Source organism: Sporichthyaceae bacterium, assembly GCA_036269075.1.
In the GTDB taxonomy this organism is placed as follows: domain Bacteria; phylum Actinomycetota; class Actinomycetes; order Sporichthyales; family Sporichthyaceae; genus DASQPJ01.
The window spans coordinates 18860-31295 of record DATASX010000015.1; the positions used below are offsets into that span (position 1 = coordinate 18860).

Here is a 12436-nt window from a genome sequence, read left to right on the forward strand (position 1 = left end):
CGGCAACGAACGATGCGAGGAAGCCGGGGGAATACAACCTCGCTGAACAAAGTTGAGCCGAACAGACTCAATCGAGTTGACGGGTCGCAAGCTCGTCCGACAGACTTGAGCGCAGTCAGCTCATACACGTTCGCTGGAGGAAACACATGGCTCGTGCGGTCGGCATCGACCTCGGCACGACGAACTCCGTCGTAGCCGTTCTGGAGGGTGGCGAACCCACCGTCATCCCCAACGCTGAGGGCGCGCGCACCACGCCTTCGGTCGTCGCCTTCGCCCGTAACGGTGAGGTCCTGGTCGGAGAGGTCGCCAAGCGGCAGGCCGTCACGAACATCGACCGCACCATCCGCTCGGTGAAGCGGGAGATGGGCACGTCCTGGACCCAGGACATCGACGGCAAGACCTTCACCCCGCAGCAGATCTCGGCGTTCGTGCTGCAGAAGCTCAAGCGCGACGCGGAGGCCTACCTGGGCGAGCCCGTCGCCGACGCGGTGATCACCGTGCCGGCGTACTTCTCCGACGCCGAGCGGCAGGCCACCAAGGAGGCCGGCGAGATCGCGGGCCTCAACGTGCTGCGGATCATCAACGAGCCGACGGCGGCCGCGCTGGCCTACCGGCTCGACAAGGACACCACCGACCACCGCATCCTGGTCTTCGACCTCGGCGGCGGCACCTTCGACGTCTCCCTGCTGGAGATCGACGAGGGCCTGGTCGAGGTCAAGGCCACCAGCGGTGACAACCGGCTGGGCGGCGACGACTGGGACCAGCGGATCATCGACCACCTCGTGCAGAAGTTCCGCGCGGCGAACGGCATCGACCTGACCAAGGACAAGATGGCGATGCAGCGGGTCCGCGAGGCGGCGGAGAAGGCGAAGATCGAGCTGTCCTCGACCCAGCAGACCGCGATCAACCTGCCCTACATCACGCAGGACGCGGAGAAGAACGCGCTGTTCATGGACGAGACCCTGTCCCGCGCGGAGTTCCAGAAGATCACCGCGGACCTGCTCGACCGCTGCCGCAAGCCGTTCGCGCAGGTGATCAAGGACGCCGGGATCTCGGTCAAGGACATCGACCACGTCGTGCTGGTCGGCGGCTCCACCCGGATGCCCGCCGTCACCGACCTGGTCAAGGAACTGACCGGCGGCAAGGAGCCGCACAAGGGCGTGAACCCGGACGAGGTCGTCGCGGTCGGCGCGGCCCTGCAGGCCGGTGTGCTGAAGGGCGAGGTCAAGGACGTCCTGCTGCTCGACGTCACCCCGCTGTCCCTGGGCATCGAGACCAAGGGCGGCGTGATGGACAAGCTCATCGAGCGCAACACGACGATCCCGACCAAACGGTCCCGGGTCTACACGACGGCCGAGGACAACCAGCCGTCCGTGCTGATCCAGGTCTACCAGGGCGAGCGCGACATGGCCCGCGACAACAAGTCGCTGGGCAACTTCGAGCTCACCGGGTTGCCGCCGGCGCCGCGCAACGTGCCGCAGATCGAGGTCACCTTCGACATCGACGCCAACGGCATCGTGCACGTCTCGGCCAAGGACCTGGGGACGGGCAAGGAGCAGTCGATGACAGTCACCGGTGGCTCCGCGCTGCCGCGCGAGGACATCGACAAGATGGTCCGCGACGCCGAGCAGTACGCCGAGGAGGACCGCAAGCGCCGCGAGGCCGTCGAGCATCGCAACCAGGGCGAGCAGTTGGTCTACCAGGCCGAGAAGTTCCTGGCCGACAACGCCGACAAGCTCGCCGAGGGTCCGGCCGCGGCCAACAAGGCCGAGGTCGAGTCCGCCATCGACGAGCTCAAGAAGACCCTCGAGGGCAACGACGACGCGGCAATCCAGGCGGCCACCCAGAAGGCGGCCACGGCCTTCCAGAGCCTCGGCGCCGGCATGTACTCCGGTGCGCCGGGCGCCGACGCCGCGGGTCCGGGTGCGCCGGGCGGGCACGCACACAGCCCTGACGACGACGTCGTCGAGGCCGAGATCGTCGACGAGGGCGATCACAAGTGAGCGAGCGCAGCGAGCGAACCAATTTCCAGAGCGGCTCCGAGATCGGCAGGGAAGCCGAGTTGGAGACCGAGTTCGACACGCCGATCGTCCGCGACAAGCGCCGGATCGACCCGGCGACGGGCCAGCTGCGACCTGACGTACCGTCAGGCGCCGCACCCGCTCCGCCTACCGGGAGTGGGCCGGCAGGCGCGGGGCAAGCCGCTGCGCCTGCCCCGGGCACCGACGCCGCGGCACTGGCCGAGCGCACGGTCGACCTGCAGCGGCTGCAGGCCGAGTACGCGAACTACCGCAAGCGCGTCGAGCGCGACCGGGAGTCGGTCCGGGAGCTGGCGGTCATGGCCGCGCTCGCGGAGCTGATCCCGGTCCTGGACGACGTCGGTCGGGCCCGCGCGCACGGCGAACTGGTCGGTGGCTTCAAGGTCGTCGCCGAATCGCTGGAGGCGGTGCTGAGCAAGCTGGGCCTGGTTTCGTTCGGCGAGAACGGGGACCCGTTCGACCCGAACGTCCACGAGGCGTTGCTGCACGAGTTCTCGGCAGAGGTCTCCGAGCCGACGTGCGTCGAGGTGTTCACCCCCGGCTACAAGGTCGGCGAGCGGGTCATGCGCCCGGCTCGGGTGAAGGTCGCCGAGCCCGAGGCCCCGATCGAGGGTGGCGCCCCGCAATGACCGACATGTGCTGCCTGTCCCACGTATCGAAGGCCGTTCATGCGTGGGACGGGCAGCAGAAGATGCGAGAGACGAAGGGGGGCGGTGGTTGTGAGCGCTCGTGAGTACCTGGACAAGGATCTGTACGCCGTCCTCGGCTTGAAGAAGGGCGCGGCCGCCGCCGAGATCAAGAAGGCGTACCGCAAGCTCGCCCGCGAACTGCACCCGGACCGCAACAAGGACAACCCCAGCGCCGAGGCGCGGTTCAAGGAGGTCTCCGAGGCGTACCACATCCTCGGCGACGAGGCGCGGCGCGCTGAGTACGACGAGGGCCGCGAACTGTTCGGCTCCGGCGGCTTTCGGAAGCCGGCAGGCGGCGGCGGGCCGGGCGGAACGAACTTCTCGTTCGACTTCGGCGGCGGCGGTGCCGACGGCGGACTCGGCGACATCCTCGGCGGGATCTTCAACCGTCGCGGCGGCACCAGCGCGCGCCGCGGTTCGGATCTCGAGACCGAGGTGACGCTGGACTTCGCCGACGCGGTCGACGGAGTCACCATCCCGTTGCGCCTGACCAGCGAGGCGGCCTGCGGGACCTGTGCCGGGTCCGGTGCCCGCCCCGGGACCGCCCCGACCGTGTGCCCCACCTGCGGCGGCCACGGCCAGGTGACCCGGAACATGGGCGGGTTCGCGATGGCCGAGCCGTGCGTGGTCTGCCGTGGTCGCGGCTCCGTGGTCGAGGACCCCTGCCCGAACTGTCACGGCACGGGTCGCTCGGCCGGGACGCACACAGTGAACACCCGTATCCCGAGTGGTGTGACGGACGGTCAGAAGATCAAGCTCAAGGGCAAGGGCACGCCGGGCGTCAGCGGCGGGCCGGCCGGCGATCTGTACATCACGGTCCACGTCCGGCCGCACCCGGCGTTCGGCCGGCGCGGGGAGAACCTCACGCTGAGTCTGCCGGTCACGTTCGCCGAGGCCGCGTTGGGCGCCGAGGTGAAGGTGCCGACGTTGGGCGGCTCACCGGTCACGCTGCGCCTGCCCGCGGGCACCGCCAACGGGCGGACGATGCGGGTCCGGGGTCGCGGCGCGGCCCGCAAGGACGGCACGCGGGGCGATCTGCTGGTCACCGTCGAGGTCGTCGTCCCGACGGAGCTGAGCGCGGACGCCCGCGCGGCCCTGGAGAAGTTCGCCACGGAGTCCGCCGAGGACCCGCGCGGCGCGCTGATGAGCACGGCGGCCGCGGCGGAGCGAGGAGGCAGCGCCAATGGATGAGTTCGAGACGATCGGGGTCTACGTGATCTCGGTGGCCGCCGAACTGTCCGGCCTGCATCCGCAGACGCTGCGGCAGTACGACCGGTTGGGCCTGGTCTCCCCCGGTCGTGCCTCCGGGCGCGGGCGCCGGTACTCGGCGCGCGACATCCTCCGACTGCGCGAGGTCGCCCGACTGTCCCAGGCCGAGGGGATCAACCTCGCCGGGATCAAACGAATCATGGATCTGGAGAACACCGTCGACGCGCTGCGCGTCCGGCTGGCCGAGGTCGAGGCCGAACTGGCCTACGTGGCCGGCGCGCTGCGCGAGAAGCAGACTGAGCCCAGCTCGCCGGCGTACCGCCGGATCAACCTGCCTGCCGTCTACGAGCCCGGCCCCGGCCGCGCTGTCGTGGTCTGGCAACCCGGGCCTCGCCCACCCCGCCTCTGACCCAGGAGATTCCGGGGACCACGTCCCCCGTGCGGGCCGCCACCCGTGCAGAAGGAGAACAACTTTGAACGCAGAGAAGCTCACCACCCGCAGCCAGGAGGCCTTCTCCGCGGCTGTGCAGCACGCGGCGGCGGCCGGACACAGTCAGGTCGAGCCGGCCCATCTCCTGCTGGCCCTGCTCAACCAGCCGGACACCGCGGTGCGGCCGCTGCTGACCGCAGCCGGCGCCAACGCCGACGGGCTGCGCCGCGAGACCGAGGGACTGCTCGCCGGCCTGCCCACGGCCAGCGGTTCGTCGGTGGCGCAGCCGACCCTGGCGCGTCAGGCGCTCGCTGCCCTGGACACCGCCGAGCGGCGGGCCGGCGAACTCGGCGACAGCTACATCTCCACCGAGCACCTGCTGATCGGTCTGGCCACCGGGCCGAGCAACGTCGCCGATCTGCTGACGCAGCATCAGATCACTCCGGACCACCTGCTCAAGGCGCTGTCCGGACTACGCGGCAGCAACCGGGTCACCAGCAAGGACCCCGAGGCCACCAGCCAGGCGCTGGAGAAGTACGGCGTCGACCTGACCGCGGCGGCCCGGGCGGGCAAGTTGGACCCGGTCATCGGCCGCGACGCCGAGATCCGCCGCGTCGTGCAGGTACTGTCCCGCCGGACCAAGAACAACCCCGTGCTGATCGGCGAACCCGGCGTCGGCAAGACCGCCGTGGTCGAGGGCCTGGCCTCGCGGATCGTGGCCGGCGACGTCCCGGAATCCCTGCGGGGCAAGCGGTTGATCTCGCTCGACCTGGCCGCGATGGTGGCCGGTGCGAAGTACCGCGGCGAGTTCGAGGAGCGGTTCAAGGCCGTCCTGAAGGAGATCAAGGACTCCGACGGGCAGGTCGTCACGTTCATCGACGAACTGCACACGCTGGTCGGGGCCGGCAATGCCGAAGGCGCCATGGACGCGGGCAACATGATCAAGCCGATGCTGGCCCGCGGCGAACTGCGGCTGGTCGGCGCGACCACGCTGGACGAGTACCGGGAGCGGATCGAGAAGGACCCGGCCCTGGAGCGGCGGTTCGCCCAGGTGCTGGTCGGCGAGCCGTCGGTGGAGGACACGATCGGCATCCTGCGCGGGTTGCAGGAGCGCTACGAGGCGCACCACAAGGTCTCGATCTCCGACGCCGCGCTGGTCGCCGCCGCGACGTTGTCCGACCGCTACATCACCGGCCGCTTCCTGCCGGACAAGGCGATCGACCTGATCGACGAGGCCGCCTCACGGCTGCGGATGGAGATCGACTCCTCCCCCGTCGAGCTGGACACGTTGCGGCGGGCCGTCGACCGGATGCGCATGGAGGAGATGGCGCTGGCCCGGGAGGGCGATCCCGCCTCGGTCGAGCGGTTGACCTTGCTGCGTAAGGAACTGGCGGACCGTCAGGAGCAACTCGACGCGCTCACCGCACGCTGGGAGCAGGAGAAGTCCGGCCTGAACAAGGTCGGTGACCTGAAGCAGCGACTCGACGACCTGCGCGGGCAGGCCGACCGCCTGCAACGCGACGGTGACCTCGAGGCCGCCTCGCGACTGCTCTACGTCGACATCCCGGCGCTCGAGCGCGACCTGGCCGCGGCCGCCGCGGCCGACGAGTCCGAGCACGAGGCGATGGTCCCCGACGAGGTCGGCCCGGACGACGTGGCCGAGGTGGTCGCCGCGTGGACCGGCATCCCGGTCGGCCGGCTGCTGGAGGGCGAGGCCCAGAAGCTGCTGCGGATGGAGGACGCGATCGGCGCCCGGCTGATCGGGCAGTCCCGCGCCGTGGCGGCCGTGGCCGACGCGGTGCGGCGCACCCGGGCCGGGATCGCCGACCCGGACCGGCCCACCGGCTCGTTCCTGTTCCTCGGCCCGACCGGTGTGGGCAAGACCGAGCTGGCCAAGGCGTTGGCCGAGTTCCTGTTCGACGACGAGCACGCCCTGGTCCGCATCGACATGAGCGAGTACTCCGAGAAGCACTCGGTGGCGCGCCTGCTCGGTGCTCCGCCCGGGTACGTCGGCTACGACGAGGGCGGTCAGTTGACCGAGGCGGTGCGGCGGCGGCCGTACACGGTGGTGCTGCTCGACGAGGTCGAGAAGGCGCACCCGGACACGTTCGACGTCCTGCTGCAGGTCCTCGACGACGGACGGCTGACCGACGGCCAGGGCCGCACGGTCGACTTCCGCAACACGATCCTGGTGCTCACCTCGAACCTCGGGTCGCAGTTCCTGCTGGACCCGACCGTCGGGGCCGACCAGCGCCGCGACGCGGTGCTGGCGGCCGTCCGCGCGGCGTTCAAGCCGGAGTTCCTCAACCGGCTCGACGACATCGTCGTGTTCGACGCGCTGAGCCCGGACGAGCTGAGCCGGATCGTCGACCTGGCGGTGGCCGCGCTGACCCGTCGACTCGCCGAGCGGCGCATCCATCTGGAGGTCACCCCGGCGGCGACCAGGTGGCTGGCCGCGACCGGCTACGACCCGGCCTACGGCGCCCGCCCGCTGCGGCGGTTGGTGCAGACCGAGATCGGTGACCGCCTGGCGAAGCTGCTGCTGTCCGGCGAGGTCCGCGACGGCGGCACCGTCCGGGTGGACGCGACGCCGGAGGCCGAGAGCCTCACGGTGGCCCTGGCCTGAACAAACACCCCCGACTTCTGCGGCCTGTCCCACCGGTCCAAGCCCGCCGATACGTGGGACAGGCAGCAGATGTTGGGTGGGGGAACGTGGGAGCCGCGCCCCCGCAGCGGGGCCAATACGTCAGACTTCGTGCATGACCCTGCAGGCGGCGTCCCGTGGTTGACCACAGCCGTCCCCTGCCGCCGCTCACCGAGGAGATCCGCGAGGCCGCGCGCAAGCGGCCCGGCGGGTGGGTCTACGCGATCGATCCCGAGCACGACAACACCGGAACCGTGCCCCGGCGCGGGATCATCGGCGCCTGGCGGGTCGACGGCCTCGGGCGCCTGACCGGCGAGTTCCGGCACAACCCGGACTACGTCCCCTCGGCCGGCGCGTTGCGGCTCCCGCCGCCCACCGACGACCTCGACGAGATGCTCCAGCGGGCCGCCTACCGGACCGTCGAGGACGCCGAACTGATCGAGGCCGTGCTGTCGACAGAGCTGTGGCTGCCGGCGTCGAGCTCACCGGGCCTGCTCAGCGTCCCGGACGAGCGCGGGGGCTGGGTGATCCACGCGTTCAGCTCGCTGGGCCACGCCGAGTCGGCCACCCGCGAGCGCCTGTCCGACCACCTGCCCGACGACATCACCGGCTGGCAGCGCCGCTTCGGGCACGAACTGGCCGCAAACTGGCCCGCCGGGCACGACCTGGAGATCAACCCGGGCGGGGCCGCCTCGGCCCGCATCACCGGCCCGCAGCTGCGCCAGGCCCTGATGAACCACCGGGCCGCCGCGGCCGACCTGTCCGAGACCGACTGACGGGGCGTCAGTTGGCCGGCCCTCCGGAAAACCGCACGAACACGTCGGGCTCGGAGTTGCGGTCGTCGGCCACCACGTTCGTGGCCTCCGACGCGAACGCGATCCGGCCGCCGTCGCCGTCCAGCGCCGGGGTGATGCCGAGCTTGTCGCAGGGCCCGCCGTTGCCGGCCACGCACACCCGCGTGGTCGCTCCGCTGTCGAGGTCGTGCAGGAACACCTCCCGGAAGTGGTCGGTGTCCCCGGCCACCAGGTTCGTGGCCACCGACACGAACGCAACCCGACGTCCGTCGCCGCTGATCGCCGCGTGGTAGCTGTCGCCCTTCGCCTCCGAACCGTCGGAGGCCACGCTGACCCGCTTCGTCGCCCCGGTCTTCAGGTCGTGGACGAAGATGTCGGAGGCGAAGTTGTCGTCGCCGCCCTCGATCCGGCCGGTCGGGTCCAGGTTGCGCGGCACCCGGGGGACGTCCTGCGCGGTCGGGTCGGCCGCCAGCAGGTTCGTGGCGGTCGACTCGAACGCCACGTACCGACCGTCGGCTGACAGCGCCGGGCCGTCGGACTTCCCGTTGCCCTCCCCGCCGTTGCCGTTGACGCTGTCCCGCAGCGTGGTGCCGAGTTTGCGGTCCCGCACGAACACGTCCTGCGCCTGGTTGTGGTCGTTCGGGACCAGGGTGTCCGAGCCGGAGGCGAACGCCACGAACCGGCCGTCGGCGCTGATCGACAGGCCGCCGCTGCCGCCGCCGGCCGCGCCGCCGGTGTAGGCCTTGCTGGCCACCTCCATCGCCCCGGACTTCCGGTCCCAGGTGTAGACCTGCGCGGCCGACCCGGTCGGCTCCGCGACCACGTTCTGCGCGGTGGACTCGAACGCGACCGTGCTGCCGTCTGCGCTGATCACCGCGAATCCGCTCTGCCCGTCGGCCGGCTTGCCGTCGCGGCCGCGGGAGACCAACGTGCTCGCGCCGGTGACCCGGTCGAACAGGAACACGTCGCCCTGGCGGTTGCGATCGTCGGGGACCAGGTTCGAGGCGAACGAGTCGTAGACGACGTAGCGGCCGTCGGCGGACACCGACGGGTTGTAGCTGTCGGCGTTGCCCTGCTGCCCGGTGCTGCTCACGCTGACCCGGATGATCCGACTGGTCGTCAGATCGCGCAGGAAGATGTCGCGGCGGTGGTTGTAGTCGCCGGGGACCAGGTTCGAGGCGTCGGAGGCGAAGGCCACCCAGCGCCCGTCCGCGGAGATCGCCGGGCTGTACGCGGCGTCGTTCGCCTCCGGCCCACCGTGCGGCGAACTGGCCCGCACGAAGCGCGGCTGGGTGGCGGCGTCCCCGGCCGGACCGGTGGCCAGCGCCAGGCCGACCGCGAGCACAGGGGCAAGAAATCGCCTGGACGGGGCAACGAGCAAGGCGTGTGCAGTCCGTTCCTGGTCAGGCGACCTCAGTCGATACAACCGCTTCACCCAACCGTACGCGTGCGGCAACGTCGGGGACATATCGTCGGAGGATGTCGCCCGAACAGGCGCTGGAGGCGGTGCTCGGCGAGGTTGTCGACGAGTACGGAATTCAGTACGCCCGCGTCCACGGGTATCGCCGCGCGTACGTGCGCGCCGGTCACGGCCCGCCGGTGCTCCTGCTGCACGGCATCGGCGACTCCTCGGGCACCTGGGCCGGTCTGATCCCATTGCTGGCCGAGCACTTCACCGTCGTCGCACCGGACCTGCTCGGACACGGCCGGTCGGACCGGCCGCGCGCCGACTACTCGGTGCCCGCCTACGCCTGCGGCATGCGCGATCTGCTGGCCCTGCTCGACATCGAGCGCGCCACGCTCGTCGGCCATTCCCTCGGCGGCGGCATCGCGATGCAGATGAGCTATCAGTTCCCCGAACTCGTCGACCGACTCGTGCTGGTCGCCCCGGGCGGGGTGGGCCCCGAGGTGCACCCGTTGCTGCGGCTGGCCACTCTGCCCGGGGCGCCGACGTTCCTCCCGGTGTTCAACAACAGGGTGACCCGCAGCGCGGGGCGAACGATGGTGCGGGCGCTGGCGATGGTCAGTCCCGCGGTGGCCACCGATGCCGACGAGATCTTCGAAACCATGGCCGCGATGGCCGACGGCGCCTCGCGTTCCGCGTTCTGCCGCACCCTGCGCTCGGCAGCCGACATGCGCGGGCAGGCCGTGACGATCCTCGATCGCTGCTACCTCGCCGAGTGGATCCCGACCCTGCTGATGTGGGGCGCGATGGACCCGGTGCTGCCGGTCGCCCACGCCTACATCGCGGCCTCGGCGATGCCCAGTGCCCGGCTGGAGATCTTCGAACGGGCCGGCCACTTCCCGCACCACGCCGACCCGATGCGCTTCCTGGACACCCTGCGGCACTTCATCGAGACCACCGAGCCCGCCCGCTACGACGTCGCCGAGTGGCGCGACCGGCTGCACAGGGGGTCCCCACAGGACACCGAGATCCTCTGACCGGGGTGCCGCTCGGACGATCGAACCCTGGCTCTACATAGATTGGGCCCCCGGCCGGGAAGAAACGGGAGCAGCACCAATGCAATTTCGGGGGAAGGTCGTCGCCCTGCACATCGGGGCGCACAAGACCGCGACCTCGGTGGTTCAGCACTGGCTGAACCAGAACCAGGAACTCCACCGGCCGGCCGGCCTGCAGTACCTGCGGCGCGACGAACTGTCCCGGATGATCGGTTGGGGTGAGCGCCTGGTTGCCGACCCCGCACCGTTGGCCGCCCGGCTGGCCCGCTTCCACGCCGACCCGCGGTTCCGGACGCTGATCGGGTCCTACGAGAACGTGCTGGGCCGACCGTTCCCGGGTGGCGGCGACGGCCGGCTGTACCCGAACGCGGAACGCAACATCCAGGCACTGGACCGCGCACTGGGCAGGTCGCGGTGCCGGATCCTGCTCTCGATCCGGCCCCAGCCCGACTTCGTCGAGTCGTACTACCTGCAGTCGGTGCACCAGGGCGGCTGGAAGACCTTCTCGGCGTGGGTCAAGAGCGTCGACCTCGACCAGTTGTCCTGGCAGCCGGCGGTCGACGCGCTGCACGCGACCTTCGGCCGCGACCGGGTCGAGGTGCTGGACTTCCGACAGATCAAGCAGGGCGACCGGGCCTGGATGGAGCACTTCCTGCACCGGGTCGACCCGACCCTGGCAGTGCCGATCGGGGAAGGTCGCGGAAACCACAACCGCAGCGTGTCCGGGCGCGGACTGGACATCGCACTGGCCGTCAATCAGCATCTGCAGACCCAGGACGAGCGCCACGCACTGCGCCGGTTCCTGCAGAAGCACTTCTCGAACGTGGACTCCCCGCGGCCGGTGCTGTTCGACCCGGCCGAGAAGGCCCGACTGTGGGAGCGGTACGGGCCGGAGTACGAGCGGTTGGTGGCCTGGCAGCCGTGAGCGATTGCGACGAGCGAGGAACGAGCGAGGAGCATCGAGCGAACAACGTGCAGATGACCACGCTGCACCTGACGATGCCCGCCACCGCCGGGCGCGCCGTGTGGGCGGCGCTGGCCGGCCCCGACACCAGGGCGGCGGGCGCGCTCGGGCCGGACGAGGTTCCCGACGGGCGGCCGGTACGGCTGGCGGGCGCCTGGCTGCGCGACACCGAACTCGGCGTCGGGGACAGCGAACGGCTGTGTCCCGGCGCTGCCGAGGCGGTCTCGGCCCGGCTGCGCGCCCTCGGCGCGAGCGAGGTCCGCGTCGTGCTCGACGTCCGCCGGCAGGACCGGCTGATGGAGCACGCCCACCTGCAGCTGATCCAGGCCGGCGGCACCGGCGAGTTCGCCGAGCAGTTCCCCGCTTCCGCGGTGCTGGACTGGGCCGCCCTGGCCGAACGCGTCGCCGCGGTGCCGGGCGTGGCCGAGGTCGTGCTGCGCCCGGTCGAGGAGTTCGGCGAACGACCCGTGGCCCTGGCCGCGGACCTGCTGCGGACCGCGGGGATCACCGGGCTCACGACGGAGGAGGCGCCGGCGCCGCTGACCTACACCGCCCGCGGGCTGGTCGTCGCGCGGGCGATGAACGCCCACCTGGTGTCCGAGGAGGAGTGCGCCCTGGCGCGCGAGTTCGTCGGTGACTTGCTGCCCGGCCCGTCCGCCGGGAACCTCTTCCTCGAGCCCGACGCTCGATCGGCAATCCTGTCGGGGCACGCCGAGGCCAACCGGAAGATGTTCCGGACCTGGCTGCCTGACCGACCCGAGGACGGGTACCTCACCGACCAGGGCACCGCTGCCCTGGCCGCCCGAAACGAACGGGAGCATGGATGAACCGCGACGAGAAGCCGGAAGTCGGATTCCCCGGCGCCGAGCCGCCGGCCGACCTGGTGATCACCGACATTCACGTCGGCGACGGCGCCGAGGCCAAGCCGGGCGCCGAGGTGACCGTGCACTACGTGGGTGTCGCGTTCTCCACCGGCGAGGAGTTCGACGCCAGCTGGAACCGCGGCGAACCGTTCCGCTTCCCGCTCGGCGGCGGCCGGGTCATCGCGGGCTGGGATCAGGGCGTGGCCGGGATGCGCGTCGGCGGCCGCCGCCAGCTGGTGATCCCCCCACACCTGGGCTACGGAAACCGCGGCGCGGGCAACGCGATCAAGCCCGGCGAGACGCTGATCTTCGTGGTGGATCTGCTCGGGACTTAGGGATGAGAG

11 protein-coding genes are annotated in these 12436 nt (G+C 71.0%); 10 read left to right on the forward strand and 1 reads right to left on the reverse strand.

Features of this window, described 5'->3' with window-relative positions; genetic code table 11:
* Positions 1-146: 146 nt before the first annotated feature.
* From dnaK to VHU88_02500, 6 genes are all read left to right on the forward strand, one after another.
* Entirely contained in the window at positions 147-2003 is a 1857-nt protein-coding gene (dnaK, locus tag VHU88_02475; protein HEX3610530.1) for a molecular chaperone DnaK, read from the forward strand.
* On the forward strand, positions 2000-2668 hold the full coding sequence (gene grpE / locus VHU88_02480) for a nucleotide exchange factor GrpE (protein ID HEX3610531.1): 669 nt from the start codon (positions 2000-2002) through the stop codon (positions 2666-2668). Before dnaK ends, grpE begins: the two co-directional genes overlap by 4 nt.
* Positions 2669-2758: 90 nt before the next feature.
* The gene (gene dnaJ, locus VHU88_02485) at positions 2759-3919 is read left to right on the forward strand and encodes a molecular chaperone DnaJ (protein HEX3610532.1); all 1161 of its coding nucleotides are present in this window, start codon (positions 2759-2761) and stop codon (positions 3917-3919) included.
* Positions 3912-4346 (forward strand): helix-turn-helix transcriptional regulator, encoded by a 435-nt coding sequence (locus VHU88_02490; GenBank protein ID HEX3610533.1) that lies wholly within the window; start codon positions 3912-3914, stop codon positions 4344-4346. Before dnaJ ends, VHU88_02490 begins: the two co-directional genes overlap by 8 nt.
* A 64-nt stretch (positions 4347-4410) precedes the next feature.
* Positions 4411-6993, forward strand: a complete 2583-nt coding sequence (gene clpB / locus VHU88_02495) for an ATP-dependent chaperone ClpB (protein HEX3610534.1) — start codon at positions 4411-4413, stop codon at positions 6991-6993.
* Positions 6994-7148: 155 nt separating this feature from the next.
* Complete coding sequence (locus tag VHU88_02500) at positions 7149-7787, forward strand: type VII secretion system-associated protein (protein HEX3610535.1); 639 nt, start codon at positions 7149-7151, stop codon at positions 7785-7787.
* A gap of 7 nt (positions 7788-7794) precedes the next feature.
* Here the strand turns inward: VHU88_02500 and VHU88_02505 are convergent, their stop codons facing one another.
* The gene (locus VHU88_02505) at positions 7795-9150 is read right to left on the reverse strand and encodes a hypothetical protein (protein HEX3610536.1); all 1356 of its coding nucleotides are present in this window, start codon (positions 9148-9150) and stop codon (positions 7795-7797) included.
* Between the two features lie 134 nt (positions 9151-9284).
* On the opposite strand from VHU88_02505, the gene VHU88_02510 reads away from it, so the two are divergent.
* The 4 genes from VHU88_02510 to VHU88_02525 all read left to right on the forward strand — a co-directional run bounded on the left by VHU88_02510 (position 9285) and on the right by VHU88_02525 (position 12427).
* Positions 9285-10247 carry an alpha/beta hydrolase gene (locus VHU88_02510; GenBank protein HEX3610537.1) on the forward strand — a complete coding sequence of 321 codons (963 nt, stop codon included), beginning with the start codon at positions 9285-9287 and terminating at the stop codon, positions 10245-10247.
* A gap of 79 nt (positions 10248-10326) precedes the next feature.
* Positions 10327-11190, forward strand: a complete 864-nt coding sequence (locus VHU88_02515; GenBank protein HEX3610538.1) for a hypothetical protein — start codon at positions 10327-10329, stop codon at positions 11188-11190.
* Positions 11187-12056, forward strand: a complete 870-nt coding sequence (locus VHU88_02520) for a hypothetical protein (GenBank protein ID HEX3610539.1) — start codon at positions 11187-11189, stop codon at positions 12054-12056. Before VHU88_02515 ends, VHU88_02520 begins: the two co-directional genes overlap by 4 nt.
* The gene (locus VHU88_02525) at positions 12053-12427 is read left to right on the forward strand and encodes an FKBP-type peptidyl-prolyl cis-trans isomerase (GenBank protein HEX3610540.1); all 375 of its coding nucleotides are present in this window, start codon (positions 12053-12055) and stop codon (positions 12425-12427) included. The genes VHU88_02520 and VHU88_02525 overlap by 4 nt, the downstream gene beginning before the upstream one ends.
* Positions 12428-12436 lie beyond the last annotated feature (9 nt).

Coding starts and splice junctions, on each gene's coding strand:
- dnaK (HEX3610530.1), top strand. CDS start 147: ATGGCTCGTGCGGTCGGCATCGACCTCGGCACGACGAACTCCGTCGTA.
- VHU88_02525 (HEX3610540.1), top strand. CDS start 12,053: ATGAACCGCGACGAGAAGCCGGAAGTCGGATTCCCCGGCGCCGAGCCG.
- VHU88_02490 (HEX3610533.1), top strand. CDS start 3,912: ATGGATGAGTTCGAGACGATCGGGGTCTACGTGATCTCGGTGGCCGCC.
- VHU88_02515 (HEX3610538.1), top strand. CDS start 10,327: ATGCAATTTCGGGGGAAGGTCGTCGCCCTGCACATCGGGGCGCACAAG.
- VHU88_02510 (HEX3610537.1), top strand. CDS start 9,285: ATGTCGCCCGAACAGGCGCTGGAGGCGGTGCTCGGCGAGGTTGTCGAC.